This window comes from Bacillus cereus group sp. BfR-BA-01379, assembly GCF_022663605.1.
Taxonomy (GTDB): Bacteria; Bacillota; Bacilli; order Bacillales; family Bacillaceae_G; genus Bacillus_A; species Bacillus_A mobilis.
The window spans coordinates 1-14131 of sequence record NZ_JAKUFT010000101.1; the positions used below are offsets into that span (position 1 = coordinate 1).

The following is a 14131-nucleotide window of genomic DNA, read 5'->3' on the forward strand; positions in this document are numbered from 1 at the left end:
TTTATTCTCATATTTAGCAAAGTCTTTGTTTGCAACTGCTTTGCCATCTTTATCAAGTACTTTCACATCTACAGTTAAAGGAGCATTTTCAGAAGCTGTGAACTCTTTACCGTATTGATCTAGAACTGGAGCTTTTACTTTTAACTTTGTTACATCTTGTGTAGAAAGTTCTACGTTAGTTTTTTCTAATTTAATTTCTTTCATTGCTTTTTTAGCAAATGCTTCAATAGTAACTGTTTTTGTAGCAAGTTCTTTACCATTTTCATCTTTAACAGTTACTTTTACTGGAGCTGTTCCGCTTGTACCTAATACAGTGATTTTACCAGTAGCTTTATCCACTACTACCGCTTCTGTATTTAAAGATTCAAATTCAACTTTTAGTTTATTTAAGTCAGTTACTACAGTACCAAATTGGTCTTTTAATTGAACTTTTAACACAGCGTCATCATTTTCATATACTTTATTATTCTGTTTGAAGTCAGTTGCATCAAATTTAGCATCTGTTTCATTAGAAACGACTGTCCAGTTAGAGATTGTAGATACTGCAGTACCTTCAGCAGAAACTTTTACTTCTTTACTTTCAGCTACTACTTTACCGTCTTTTTTGTAAACAGCTTTTACAGTAGTTGAAGTACCGTTTTCTAACTTGATTTTACCATCTGTAATTTTAGCTGGAGATACAAATTCAATACCAGCTGGTGAAACAACTTCAGTACCGTTTTCATCTTTAACTGTGTATTTTAATTCGCTGTCTACGCCAGCTACAACTGTTTGGTCAGCCATTTCGATTGTTTTTGCTTCTAATGAACCTACAGCTACTTCTGCTTTACCAACTTTGTTTACATCTACAGTGTAAGTTTGTTTAGCAGCTAAGTTGCTATATAATTCAACTGTAGCAGATTTTTTATCATCTGATAATTTTACATCTTTAACTAATACTTTATCGTTGTTAGCTTTGTTAGCTACTTTAACGTCTTCTTTAGTTAATTTTTCAACAGCTTTGCTGAATTTAACTTCTACTTTTTGAGTTGTAACTGCTTTAGCAGATTCAACTGTTGCTGCTTCTTTACCGAACTCTTTATCAGTCTTAGCAATAAATTTAGCAGCTTCTGCACGAGTCACAGATTTATCTGGCTCCCAACCATTTCCAGTACCATTAGTGATTCCTAAAGTAACTAAAATGTTTGCAGCTTTTTCACCCCAGTGATCTTTTAAATCAGGGAATGTAGTTTCTAATTTCCCGTTTACTTTACCTTCTAATTTGTATGCTTTTACGATCATTGTTGCCATAGAAGCACGATTAATTTGGTTGTTTGGATTAAACTTACCAGTTTCATCCCCTTGAATTACACCAGCTTGTTCAACAGCTGCGATATATTTAGCAGCCCATGAATCTTGAGCATCTTTGAAAGATGGTTTTGCACCTTCTTTAACTTCTAAGCCTAATGTAATTGCCATAATTTTCGCTGCAGAAGCACGGTCAATTGCTTCAGTTGGAGCGAATGTTCCGTCTGGTTTACCTTCGATTGCTTTTTTTGCTACTAAATAATCAATGTACTCTGCACTCCAAGAACCAGGTTGAACGTCTGGGAATGATTTTCCTGCTGCTGCTACTGGAGAAACAACACCTGCTACCATTGCTGCTGTCATTGTACCAGCGATTACTTTTTTGTAAGAGTTAGTCTTTGCCATTTTATATATTTCCTCCTTAGGAATGTAATACTAGTTCCATAAGTTTTTAAATAGATATTCTATTTATTTTTGAAACTAGTAGCTATAAATGTGGTTAAAGTATTCTTTGTATAGAATCACAAAGAAATTACACACCATTTTTATCCAATCAAAAATCTGAAATTCGACAAAAAAGTGAATTTTCGAAATTCTGACTGTTCGTTTTTTCGACTTTTATTTTAAAAATCCAGATTATAAAATCAGAATATTTTAAACGAACAGAAAAACGCGTCAGAATTGCATTTCAAATAATTTCCCATAACCATTTACAACTATAGCAGAAAAACGTTTGCAATTTCAATATCCGTTTATAAAGATATTGCGACATTAATCGACAGTTTTCCTTCCGTCCAATTTTCCGAAATTACCATACCTATTTTCTTATAATTCACTAACTAAAACGTAAAATCTTAACATAATATATATATATTAATGTTAGAATTACCAAACATACATCTTATCTCTCAAACTTCTTTTTATGAGCATATATTTTAAATAATTCATACAGTTCGACGTTTTTCTACAAATATTTATTTACTTTCGACATTTTCTTTTTTCCAAAAATAAAAAAGAGGATGTCCTCTTAAATTAAGATTCCATTCCCCTTTTTTCAAACTCTTTTGTATTCAAGTCACTTATGATGTAGCGAGACGCTGTTGAAATTTGTTCTCGCAATTCTTCTACTCTTTGTTCCAATGTTGCTTGTACATATTCTTTTTGTTCTAGTTGCTTCGTTGCCACATTATACAAAGTTTCAGCCGTCCAGTCACCATCTACGTTTCCGATAATTGGCTGATTTATTTGTTGTAAAAATGAATCGATCTTTGGATCATATGAAATACCGACCATAGGAATATTAGCAACCGCAGATAGTATGAGCGCATGAAGTCTCATACCTATTAAAAGCGAACATTCCGACAAAATTGCAATTTTCTCATGGATATCCAGCTTATACGGAAGCATATGAGCTTCTTCTCCCATTAAGTTAATAATATCGCGTGATGCATTTTGATCAAATGGTCCATGCATTGGTACGAATAAAATATGATATCCCTCACGCTTAAATTTTTTCAGCGTATCTGCTAGCTTTTTCATATAATCTTCTTTCGCGTCCCAATACCTCACACTAACTGCGATTACTTTCCCTTGAATCGAATGTTTTTGCAGCCACTCCGATTTTATTCCTTCTGGTTGACATGCCAATACTGGATCTGGAACTAGTTCGATATCTTTCTTAATACCCATTTCTTTTAAATACAAAAATGAATCTTCATCACGAACTGATATATATGCCGCTTTTGATACTTGCCATTTCACTAATAAACGATTTTGTCTTTTCGTAATTGGACCAATTCCTTGCGCATAAATATAATACGGCTTCTTCAAAAAACGCGCAATCCGCATAATACCTGTATAGTACAAAATGCTTTTAATACTCGTTTTATCTTGAAGGAGACTTCCCCCTCCGCTAATTAAACCATTACTTTTCTTTATTTCCTTATAAATTGCTCTTATATCCCAGCGATTTACTGCCTCTACACCGTACATTTTTCTTGTATAGTCGGGGTCATTCGAAAGTACAACAAGCTCAAGAGTAGGATTCTCTGCATGTAGCGCTTTAATAATTGATTGCAAAATTGCTTCGTCCCCAACATTATAAAAACCATAATATCCTGATAAAACTAACCGCACTCTTAATCTCCTCCAACATTTCGCAATCAACTTTTTGTCATTCAACAAATTGCTATCAACTCTTTAATAAGAAAAGTTGGATAACTTCAAATTGATTTCTTTCACAAACATATACATAACCATACTCATTTATAGACAAATTTACTTACGCAAAAATGGAATTTGCTTTTTGGATATCCAGTTCAACTTTAATGCGCATATGCCATATATGAACAAGGCCACACAAAATGCTAAACCACTATATATTACTGCAATAAGTCTAGAATCTGCCACATTTATTACAGTAGATGTGAAATATAATCCTATACCTACTATACTAGATACTCCAATTACAGCAAAAAATCTACCCATTCGAATCGAATAAGCCAATTCTTTTCGAATGTATATATAATTTACGATACAAATCATGATATATATGATAAGTGTACTATAAGCCGCACCAGTTATGCCAAATTGACTTACGAGTACTATATTTAATATGACTTTTACAAAACTCGCTCCAACAACTATCCACGCCGCTTGCTGAGAACGGTTAATTCCTTGCAAAATTCCTATTGATAATACCATAAGTGATGTGAAATACGAACTACCAATTAAAATAGCTAACATGCCGCTCCCTTTAGCATCTGTAAACAATCCAACATTTAACGGGACTGTAAGTGCCATGAGCCAGATTGTTATCGGCGTTGTTAAAACATGAGCAAGCTCATTTGTTCGTTCAATTGTGTGTTTTGCTAACGCTATATCTTTCTTGGTTAATGCAGCAGTTAACAACGGGATTAATGGAAATACCATCGCGCTTGCAAATACGACAATTAATTGCGTAAAGGCAAAACCACGACTATATATACCAAATTGTTCTTGAATCGTTGTAGTGGATTCATGTAGCATATGTGGAATCGTTACAGAATCAACTAAATTTAACAACGGCATCGATAATGCTCCAATCGCAATTGGAATCGAAACCCGAAGTATTTTTTTTGCATTATATTTAAAGTCTTGCAGTGAATATGTATTACTTTTATAACGATATATACTTTTTACATACTTCAATCTCAAATAGATAAGTGACGTAATTACCCCAAGGCAAGAACCAATCATTGCACCACCTGTTACAACATCACTATCTTTATTCCAAGATACAAATAAGAATGCAATTGCTAACATAAAGAAAACACGAATGAACTGCTCAATTACTTGTGACACCCCGGTAGGAATCATATCTCCAAAACCTTGGAAATACCCTCGATATACCGCCATATATGGTGCAATTAATAAAGCAAACGAAGTAACAATTAATGGGAGTCTCGTATCTTGTCCACCAAGCATATTTGCAAACATACTTGATCCAATCATAATAACCGAAAATCCAAGTACCCCAAATATTACTCCAATAATAGATGCTGACGTAAATAGTTTGGCAATCCCATCTTTATCATTCTTCTCATGAAGTTCAGCGATTAACTGTGATATAGCTAGCGGTACTCCCGCTACTGATAAAGTTAAAGCTATCATATATACAGGAAAAACAAGGCGAAAGATCCCAAGCACTTCATCTCCTGCTATATTTTGTAATGGGATTTGAAAAAAACTTCCCAACACTTTCGATAGAAACGTTGTAATCGTTAAAATCGCAGCGCCTTTCACAAACTTATTATTCATCTTCTTGCTCTTTTCTTTCAATATATAATTTTCATACCTATTACATCATAAAACGAGATATCTATATTCTTCTCTTTTTTGAAAAATTTCACTTTATCTCATTTAGTTATCATACCAAATTTATTATACATTGAATACTCTCTTTCTTTATGGCTTTTAAATATATCATATGTAATAACACCTTATTTATATCCAGTTTTTTCTTCAATTTACTACTTCTACTTATTCCGGATAAACATGTGCTATAATGTAGCTATTGTCAGTAAGAGGAGTGTTTACAACATGCTGAATTCGGTAAAAAAGCTGTTAGGAGATTCTCAAAAGAGAAAACTAAAAAAATATGAACAACTTGTTCAAGAAATTAATAATCTAGAAGAAAAAATATCTGATTTATCTGATGAATCCCTACGCCATAAAACTATCACATTTCAAAACATGCTAAACGATGGAAAAACAGTCGATGATATAAAAGTAGAGGCGTTCGCTGTTGTACGTGAAGCTGCAAAGCGTGTACTTGGATTACGTCACTACGATGTGCAGTTAATTGGTGGCCTTGTACTATTAGAAGGTAATATTGCAGAGATGCCAACTGGTGAAGGAAAAACATTAGTTTCTTCTCTTCCAACATACGTACGTGCTCTTGAAGGAAAAGGTGTTCACGTTATTACTGTAAACGACTATTTAGCAAAACGAGATAAAGAATTAATTGGCCAAGTTCATGAATTTCTAGGTTTAAAGGTTGGATTGAATATTCCTCAAATCGATCCTTCCGAAAAGAAACTTGCTTACGAAGCTGATATTACATATGGTATTGGAACAGAATTTGGCTTTGACTATCTACGTGATAATATGGCCTCTTCAAAAAATGAGCAGGTACAACGTCCCTATCATTTTGCTATTATCGATGAAATTGATAGCGTTTTAATTGATGAAGCGAAGACACCTCTTATTATCGCTGGTAAGAAATCAAGCAGCTCTGATTTACACTATTTATGTGCAAAAGTTATTAAGTCATTCCAAGATACTCTTCATTACACGTACGATGCAGAAACGAAATCTGCTAGTTTTACAGAAGACGGTATTACAAAAATAGAAGATTTATTTGATATCGATAACCTATATGATTTAGAACATCAAACTTTATATCATTATATGATTCAAGCATTACGAGCTCATGTCGCTTTCCAATGTGATGTTGACTATATTGTACATGATGAAAAAATTCTACTTGTAGATATTTTCACTGGCCGCGTTATGGATGGTCGCTCTTTAAGTGACGGCTTACACCAAGCTCTTGAAGCGAAAGAAGGTTTAGAAGTCACAGAAGAAAACCAAACACAAGCGTCCATTACAATTCAAAACTTCTTCCGTATGTATCCAGCATTATCTGGTATGACAGGTACAGCAAAAACGGAAGAAAAAGAATTTAACCGTGTATATAACATGGAAGTTATGCCGATTCCGACAAATCGTCCTATCATTCGTGAAGACAAAAATGACGTCGTGTACGTATCAGCCGATGCTAAATATAAAGCCGTACGTGAAGATGTTCTAAAACACAATAAACAAGGACGCCCGATTTTAATTGGGACAATGTCAATTTTACAATCAGAAACTGTTGCTCGTTACTTAGATGAAGCGCATATTACATATCAATTATTAAATGCAAAAAGTGCAGAACAAGAGGCCGATTTAATCGCAACAGCTGGACAAAAAGGACAAATTACAATTGCGACGAATATGGCTGGACGAGGTACTGATATTTTACTAGGTGAGGGTGTCCATGAAATTGGTGGATTACATGTAATTGGAACAGAACGCCATGAATCAAGACGCGTTGACAATCAGCTAAAAGGTCGTGCTGGTCGTCAAGGAGATCCAGGTAGCTCTCAGTTCTTCCTTTCTTTAGAAGATGAAATGCTAAAACGTTTCGCGCAAGAAGAAGTCGAGAAAATAAATAAATCACTGAAAACAGATGAAACAGGACTTATTCTAACTTCTAAAGTCCATGATTTCGTGAACCGTACACAATTAATTTGTGAAGGTAGCCATTTCTCAATGCGTGAGTACAATTTAAAGTTAGATGATGTAATAAATGACCAACGTAACGTTATTTATAATTTACGTAATAACTTGTTACAAGAAGATATAAATATGATTGAAATTATTATTCCAATGATTGATCATGCTGTAGAAGCCATTTCTAAGCAATATCTTTTAGAAGGTATGCTTCCGGAAGAATGGGATTTCACTCGTTTAACAGAAAACATAAACGAAATTTTACCAGTAACAAACATGCCATCACTATCAGCGAATAATGTACATTCACCAGAAGATTTACAATCCGTTTTGAAAGAAACATTATCTCTTTATAAAGAGCGCGTACATGAACTAAATAGCCATACTGATTTACAGCAGTCGCTACGATATGTTGCCATTCATTTCCTAGATCAGAACTGGGTAAATCACTTAGATGCGATGACCCACTTAAAAGAAGGCATCGGGCTAAGACAATATCAACAAGAAGACCCTACTCGTCTTTATCAAAAAGAAGGTTTAGATATCTTTTTATACACATATGGTAATTTCGAAAAAGAAATGTGCCGCTATGTTGCAAGACATTTAGGTGTTCCTGAAAACGTACAATAACGAGGTGAAAGATAATGTTATCATTCCTAAAAAGAGCTAAGAAAAGCGGAAAAGATACGACTGTCTCTAGTAATCAATTATTCGGACAAGAAGAAACAAACACTGAAAATAAAACTATAAAACCAACGCTTTACTTCCACCCAAGCTGGGGTGCAGTAGCACAAGAACAAAAATACATTTATCAATTTTTACATAAAGAACTAACACCTTTACAAGAATATCAAATTTCTTTATCTGGAATTGAGATTGAAAAACGTGATAATGGTTATGACGTAGCTGTATTTATTCGCAGCACTGTTCCAAAACCAATTTCTTTCGAAGAGGTTACATTAGTCCTTCTAAATAAAGAGAAGAAACTGTGTGCCCGCAAAACATTTAACCTTTCTGCATTAGGAGATATTCCTGCAAATGTAAATATGCCATTCATCTTTACATTTGAGCAAGAAACAATTACAGATACTGAATTATCACAAACAGATTGGGAATTAGCATTTGAACTTGAAAGTAAGCACGCATTAGATTTAGATCCATCTTGGGAAGCTCAGTTACCTGAAGCAAGCAAAGAAGCTTTACGTAATTTTGTAGACAATTTAACACCTCCAAATGATGGTGAAATTAACTTCCTAGGTCTGCAAGCTGCACGAAAAGAAAACGGTGATTTACATGCAACGCTTCTTATTCGTAACGGTTGCAAAGACACTATTCAACTAGAGCAACTTCCTCTGCATATTGAAGATGCTTCAGGTGCAGTTGTTGTGAAAGGAGCTTTCACATTACCAAATCTTGAGATTAAAGCGAACACTACAAAACCGTGGTCATTTGTCTTCCCTGCTTCATCTATATTAAAAGGAGATATGGATTTATCTTCTTGGAAAGCGTTTGTACCACAAGACTAATAAGAGAAGCTGCTTCCAAAGCAGCCTCTCTTATTCTTTTTCATACAAAAAGCCTGTTCAAAAAGATGGTCATCACATCTCCTTGGACAGGCCTATTCTTTATGTAAAATTTACTTCGTTACTAATAAACGTTCAATATGATATTCAGCTTCTAATTTGCACATTTCATCTGCGTGTTTCATTTCATGCCTCTTTAATTGCTCTACTTGCTCTTCGCTCGGTTTTTCATTAATAAATTCGTTAATTTTTTCATTCACTTTCATCGCTAATGCTTGATGGAAATCTGGATGTCCTTTCAACTCTTCGTCTACTTTATTAATCCAAGTTGATTTTGTGTATAAATATTGTTTCCACTGTTCAACAAATTGCTGCATATCAAATTTCTCTTCATTCCATTCAATTTCTTTCATATACTTCTCAAAAGAAACAACAATTGATCGTGTAATCCCGATCTTCACTCCATGTGGTAACTGTTTGTACATCAAATATTCCCTCCAGCTTAAAGCTCTTCCTTCTGAACATAAAGGAATCTCAAAATTCAAATACCTTTTTATAATAGCACATTGCTAATCTAAGATGTTACTATATTGTGTAGAAAATCAATTATCAACAAACGTGCTACATCTGGATATACAAATTTCACATATTAAAAACACAGGAAAAATAACAAAAACTTTCACACTCTACAAAGCATTACGTGTGAAAGTTTTTTATTATTACACAGCTTCAGTTTCCAAAAATTTCAATTTCCCTTTTTGCTCATCACTCGCTAACGTCACTATCGTCTTTTCAACGTGCGGATGTACATGTTCTAGCGTCACACTCGCGCCCACTTTATCCGACTGCTCAACAAAGTTTAACAACGCCATCGCTCCTGATACATCCATATAGCGCACATCTTTCATACGTAAAACAACCGGAGACTTTACGTCTTGTAAAGCATAAAAAATATGATCCACTGTTAGGAAAGAAAGTGGGCCTTTAATTTTATACGTCGCTTCCTTTTCTTTTACAATAGAAGCTTTACGTTCTTTACATTTCACCATGTATATAATGAACGAAAGAATAATACCGAACGCAACAGCAATCATTAAATCAAACTTCACTGTGACAACCATCGTTACGAGCATAACAATAACATCACCTTTTGGTGCTACATGCATTTTCTTCATGCTTTCCCAATCAAACATACCAATACCAGTTAAAATTAAAATACCTGATAATACAGCAAGCGGAATGTATTGCACGACTGATCCTAGTCCCATAATGAAAATAAATAATATAACACTATGCATACTTGCTGAAAGCGCCGTTTTACCGCCACTTCTTATATTCACGATAGACCGTACAGTCGCTCCTGCCCCTGCTAATCCGCCAAACAATCCGCTCACCATATTACCGATACCTTGTCCGACCAGTTCTTTATTACTTTTGTGACGTGTACCCGTCACATTATCCATTACGACCGATGTTAACAACGAGTCAATCGATCCTAATAAAGCAATACTAAGCGCTGGTAAAATAAGTTCTCCAATGCCTGTTCCACTTAAAGATGGAATATGAAGCGTCGGCATCGCTTCTGGAATCGTCCCGATCTTCTCAATCACCTTATTTAATGACAAGTTTCCGATAATCGGTAACTTCACTGTAAGCCCTTCTAACGCAGAAGAAAATAAAGGAAGCAAAGCAGTCACACCGACTAATGCAACTAAACTAGAGGGAATAGCCTTAATCCATTTTCCAGAAACAATCATTACAATAATCGTTAATACTACAAGTAGAAAACTATTTTGCACATGCTTTATTTCACCTAAAATAATAATTAATGCGATTCCGTTCATAAATCCTGAAACGACAGGATACGGAATATATCGCACGTAAGAACCAAGCTTACATACACCGAATAAAATTTGAAACAGTCCCGCCATCATAAATGCTATAAAACTCGCCTCTAATCCGTGCGTTGCAATAACCCCTGTTGCGATAACAGTAATCGGTCCGGTTGGCCCCGTAACCTGCCCAGGCGTTCCACCAAACAATGCTGCAAATAAACCTGCAAAAATCGCACCATACAATCCGACTAGTGCTCCCTCAGACGTTCCTGTTGCAGCAATACCAAATGCAATGGCAAGTGGCAACGCAACAATCGCAACAGTAAAACCTGCTAAACATTCCTTTGCTATTTTTTGAAACATAAAAAAACCACCTTTGTATAAAGTCCATTTTCCATTGTACACCTAAAAGAATATATTCGTTAGTCCACTTTTTACAGTATCGTGACGTAAACGCATTCAATTATAAGCCTCTCCTTACCTTTGGAAACCATTATAACTATGCTATAATAGATAAATTAAATCTTTTATTATATATTTGGAGGCACTATGCTAACTTTTGAAGAAAAATTATCGATTATTGAATCTTTCCCAGAATTAGAAAGAAAGAACGTATCACTAAAACGCGTAAACTTTCACTTTGAAGAAAGTCGTTTAGATAAAAAGAACGTTGTATATCATTTACACCCAAATGGAAACGGATTTGTATATGCAAACTTCATTAAAGGTTATAAAACAGATGATAAAGGTATGATTAACATCCGTGAGTTTTCAGAAGAAGAACTACGTTCATTAATTGAAAAAGTAATTGAACGTCTATCACAAGAGCCAGAGGAAATTGTAGCACCAATGGAACCTGCTGCTGAAGAAGAATGGAAGAACGAAGACGGTCATATCCTAACTCTTATTCAAGAGGATGATATGTGGAACGTGTACGCTGGTGTAAACTTAGACGGTACATTCAACTCTTATCCAGAAGCTGCGGAATACCTTGATGAAGAAGGATTTTCACGTAAATAATACGATCTAAGGAGGCTGTCCCATTTTTTGGGATGGTCTTTCTTATTAATAAGTAGGCGTCCCACCCCTAAATGTATAGCATCAAAACTTCTTATTCTCACTATCCCCTATCAAAATTTGAATTTGACAACTATACGTCTCCGCATTAAAAATATCACTAACTAGCTCCACTTCAATAAAACTCTCTACACCTATATTATTTTCTTTTATGTATTTCATTATGGTATTTCGACGTTCTTCCTCATTTTCTTTGCTATACGCTAACGTTATATATTCCCCGCCTGGTAATACTTTTATATTTTGCATATCCTCCATATGTACACCATCTCGTACTTTATTAAAAACATACTTCGGTTCTACATCCCAATTTGCATTTACATTGTAGAGAATCCCCATCTCCATCTCCATTTCCATCTTCTCTTCATAATCTTGCACGATTTTCTCTAAATCGGAATAATACAGTAACTCCTGTAAACTCCCTACTTCTTTACAAGGCGCAACGACGACATAACGCTGTTCAAAAAATTCAATAGAGATTCCATCATTCTTTAATATTTCCTGTGAACTCCCTACTTTCTCATGTAAGTCATCAATCGTTTCCATTACCTCTTTCATTTTCTTTATATGCTCTTCTGCTTCTTCTCTCTTCACTTGTAAAAATCGCAACAATTTATCCGTATTACATTCCTTAAAAATCTCTTGCAGCTCTACTATGCTCGTGTTCAACTCTCTACAGCTTTTTATAATATCAATGTGAATAAATTGATCTATCGAATAATATCTATACCCCGTTGATTCCTCAACATGTTTTGGAATAAGAATCCCCATCTTATGATAGTATCTTAGCGCTTTTATCGTAATATCCTTTATTTTTGCAACTTCTCCAATAGAAAATAACTTTTTCATTTGCATCTCTTCCCTTATATTTTTTCGTATGCAACCATTGACTCTCCCCTTAGAGGAGACCTTACTATTTATAATAAGTCATTTACATTAATAAAGGGAGTATACAATTATGAACACAGTAAAATATAGAAGTCTTGTTAAGGAAGACTATGAGCCTATAAAACATTTAATCGGTGAAGCATTTGGATTTAATGAATTCATTTCCGATAAAAACTTCTTAAACTCCGTCTTAAACTTTTATTTACACAGTTGTATTTTAGGGAGTTCCTTCAGTAAAGTAGCTGAAAAAGATAATAAAGTGATTGGTGTCATTTTAGGCGATTCTGAAAAAGATAAAAACCGTTTAAAAAGATTCCATAATACGATTAGCTTTGCCTTTAACACGCTAAAGCTATTCATAACGAATAAAGAGAATAGAGAATTTTTAAAAGCATTTATACAAGTACAAAAAACATATAAAGAACTCATTCAAGGAAAAGAAGAGCAATTTCAAGGCTGTATACAATTATTCATCGTATCCGAAGAATCAAGAGGTCTTGGGGTTGGAAAGTCTTTACTAAGTCATCTATTCCAATACATGAAAAAAGAAGACGTAACATCTTTATATTTATATACAGATAACGAATGTAACTATGAATTTTATGACAGACAAAACTTCGAGCGCATACAAGAAAAGGCCGTTAATTTCGGACCAACAGAAGAAGATTTCAACGTATTTTTGTACCGCTATAACTTTAACTCATAGTAACATGTACACTTCAATGCTCTTTGCTACTTAGCAAAGAGCTATATTGAGTATGGCCTCAAGTCGATTCAAATAGAGAGAACTCACTTAAAAAGGAGCGCACAATATGGAATGGATTCATGAATTATTTCAGCAATACGGGTATTATGTAGTACTTGTCGGTTTACTTTTAGAATATATTGCGCTTCCATTTCCAGGGGAGCCTACATTAGCCTATGCAGGATTTTTATCGCACCAAGGTGATTTGAGTCTACCAATTTTAATTGTGTTATCTTTTATCGGGACAAGCGCTGGTATGACATTCCAATACTTTGTAGGAAATAAACTAGGCATGCCCTTCATTCAGAAGTACGGGAAATATGTATTTTTAACTCAAAAGAAAATTAATTTAACAAAAATGTGGTTCAATAAATACGGCTACTTTCTAATCTTTATCGCCTTTTTCATCCCAGGTGTCCGTCATTTCACAGGGTACTTTGCAGGAATTATCAACTTACCATTTCGTCGCTTTGCGATGACAATTTACTCAGGGGCTCTATTTTGGGTATCCTTCTTCTTGATCGGCGGTTATTGGTTAGGTGAAAATTTAGATGTGATCTTCCAAATACTCGGGCAACACATATGGAAAATTCTCTTCGGTATAATTATCATTACGCTAATCACCCGATTTCGTAAAAACATAAAGCATATGATTTTAAAACGTATCAATTAAAACAACACTTAATAAGTAAAGTTCGGATTAGCTACGTACGAAAATAAAAAAGCGGAGATCTATAGTCTCCGCTTTTTTACATACATTTTGTTTCCAAACAAACTCTCATGTTCATTAGTTTTTCTGACGTCTAAACAACATTGCTCCGAAAAGTAATAAGAACATACCTGTCATAACAGAAGTAGCTTCTGTTGATGCTCCACCTGTTTGAGGAAGAAGTTTTGATTTCTTATTATTTTCTTCACTTGATGATACTTCAGATTTATTTTGTACTTGTTCTTGTACA

Annotated in this window: 12 protein-coding genes; 5 read left to right on the forward strand and 7 right to left on the reverse strand. The window is 34.5% G+C overall.

The window, feature by feature from the left end:
- From MR113_RS24835 to MR113_RS24845, 3 genes are all read right to left on the reverse strand, one after another.
- Positions 1–1692 (reverse strand): S-layer homology domain-containing protein (locus tag MR113_RS24835; RefSeq protein WP_242257214.1); only part of this gene is annotated, 1692 nt, incomplete at its 3' end.
- Between the two features lie 627 nt (positions 1693–2319).
- On the reverse strand, positions 2320–3423 hold the full coding sequence (gene csaB / locus MR113_RS24840) for a polysaccharide pyruvyl transferase CsaB (RefSeq protein ID WP_242257215.1): 1104 nt from the start codon (positions 3421–3423) through the stop codon (positions 2320–2322).
- A gap of 141 nt (positions 3424–3564) precedes the next feature.
- Positions 3565–5085, reverse strand: a complete 1521-nt coding sequence (locus MR113_RS24845; RefSeq protein WP_242257216.1) for a putative polysaccharide biosynthesis protein — start codon at positions 5083–5085, stop codon at positions 3565–3567.
- A gap of 282 nt (positions 5086–5367) precedes the next feature.
- Here MR113_RS24845 and secA2 point away from each other — a divergent pair, with 282 nt between their 5' ends.
- On the forward strand, positions 5368–7734 hold the full coding sequence (gene secA2 / locus MR113_RS24850) for an accessory Sec system translocase SecA2 (protein WP_242257217.1): 2367 nt from the start codon (positions 5368–5370) through the stop codon (positions 7732–7734).
- 14 nt (positions 7735–7748) lie between these two features.
- The gene (locus tag MR113_RS24855; protein ID WP_242257218.1) at positions 7749–8630 is read left to right on the forward strand and encodes an accessory Sec system S-layer assembly protein; all 882 of its coding nucleotides are present in this window, start codon (positions 7749–7751) and stop codon (positions 8628–8630) included.
- 110 nt (positions 8631–8740) lie between these two features.
- On the opposite strand, the gene MR113_RS24860 is transcribed toward MR113_RS24855, so the two are convergent.
- Positions 8741–9112, reverse strand: a complete 372-nt coding sequence (locus tag MR113_RS24860; RefSeq protein ID WP_242257219.1) for a hypothetical protein — start codon at positions 9110–9112, stop codon at positions 8741–8743.
- A gap of 234 nt (positions 9113–9346) precedes the next feature.
- Complete coding sequence (locus MR113_RS24865; RefSeq protein ID WP_242257220.1) at positions 9347–10825, reverse strand: SulP family inorganic anion transporter; 1479 nt, start codon at positions 10823–10825, stop codon at positions 9347–9349.
- Between the two features lie 186 nt (positions 10826–11011).
- Here MR113_RS24865 and MR113_RS24870 point away from each other — a divergent pair, with 186 nt between their 5' ends.
- Entirely contained in the window at positions 11012–11482 is a 471-nt protein-coding gene (locus tag MR113_RS24870) for a hypothetical protein (protein ID WP_061679992.1), read from the forward strand.
- Between the two features lie 81 nt (positions 11483–11563).
- On the opposite strand, the gene MR113_RS24875 is transcribed toward MR113_RS24870, so the two are convergent.
- Positions 11564–12418: a MerR family transcriptional regulator gene (locus tag MR113_RS24875; protein WP_396022504.1), complete on the reverse strand. Its 855-nt coding sequence runs from the start codon at positions 12416–12418 to the stop codon at positions 11564–11566.
- Positions 12419–12497: 79 nt separating this feature from the next.
- On the opposite strand from MR113_RS24875, the gene MR113_RS24880 reads away from it, so the two are divergent.
- Together MR113_RS24880 and MR113_RS24885 are read left to right on the forward strand one after the other, a co-directional pair.
- On the forward strand, positions 12498–13133 hold the full coding sequence (locus MR113_RS24880; protein WP_242257222.1) for a GNAT family N-acetyltransferase: 636 nt from the start codon (positions 12498–12500) through the stop codon (positions 13131–13133).
- A gap of 106 nt (positions 13134–13239) precedes the next feature.
- Positions 13240–13845: a DedA family protein gene (locus MR113_RS24885; protein WP_242257223.1), complete on the forward strand. Its 606-nt coding sequence runs from the start codon at positions 13240–13242 to the stop codon at positions 13843–13845.
- A gap of 114 nt (positions 13846–13959) precedes the next feature.
- Here MR113_RS24885 and MR113_RS24890 read toward each other — a convergent pair.
- Positions 13960–14131 (reverse strand): LPXTG cell wall anchor domain-containing protein (locus MR113_RS24890; protein ID WP_242257224.1); only part of this gene is annotated, 172 nt, incomplete at its 5' end.

Excerpts from the sequence above, each read along its gene's own strand:
- MR113_RS24845 (WP_242257216.1), bottom strand. The coding sequence starts at position 5,085 with ATGAATAATAAGTTTGTGAAAGGCGCTGCGATTTTAACGATTACAACG.
- secA2 (WP_242257217.1), top strand. The coding sequence starts at position 5,368 with ATGCTGAATTCGGTAAAAAAGCTGTTAGGAGATTCTCAAAAGAGAAAA.
- MR113_RS24855 (WP_242257218.1), top strand. The coding sequence starts at position 7,749 with ATGTTATCATTCCTAAAAAGAGCTAAGAAAAGCGGAAAAGATACGACT.
- MR113_RS24860 (WP_242257219.1), bottom strand. The coding sequence starts at position 9,112 with ATGTACAAACAGTTACCACATGGAGTGAAGATCGGGATTACACGATCA.
- MR113_RS24865 (WP_242257220.1), bottom strand. The coding sequence starts at position 10,825 with ATGTTTCAAAAAATAGCAAAGGAATGTTTAGCAGGTTTTACTGTTGCG.
- MR113_RS24870 (WP_061679992.1), top strand. The coding sequence starts at position 11,012 with ATGCTAACTTTTGAAGAAAAATTATCGATTATTGAATCTTTCCCAGAA.
- MR113_RS24880 (WP_242257222.1), top strand. The coding sequence starts at position 12,498 with ATGAACACAGTAAAATATAGAAGTCTTGTTAAGGAAGACTATGAGCCT.
- MR113_RS24885 (WP_242257223.1), top strand. The coding sequence starts at position 13,240 with ATGGAATGGATTCATGAATTATTTCAGCAATACGGGTATTATGTAGTA.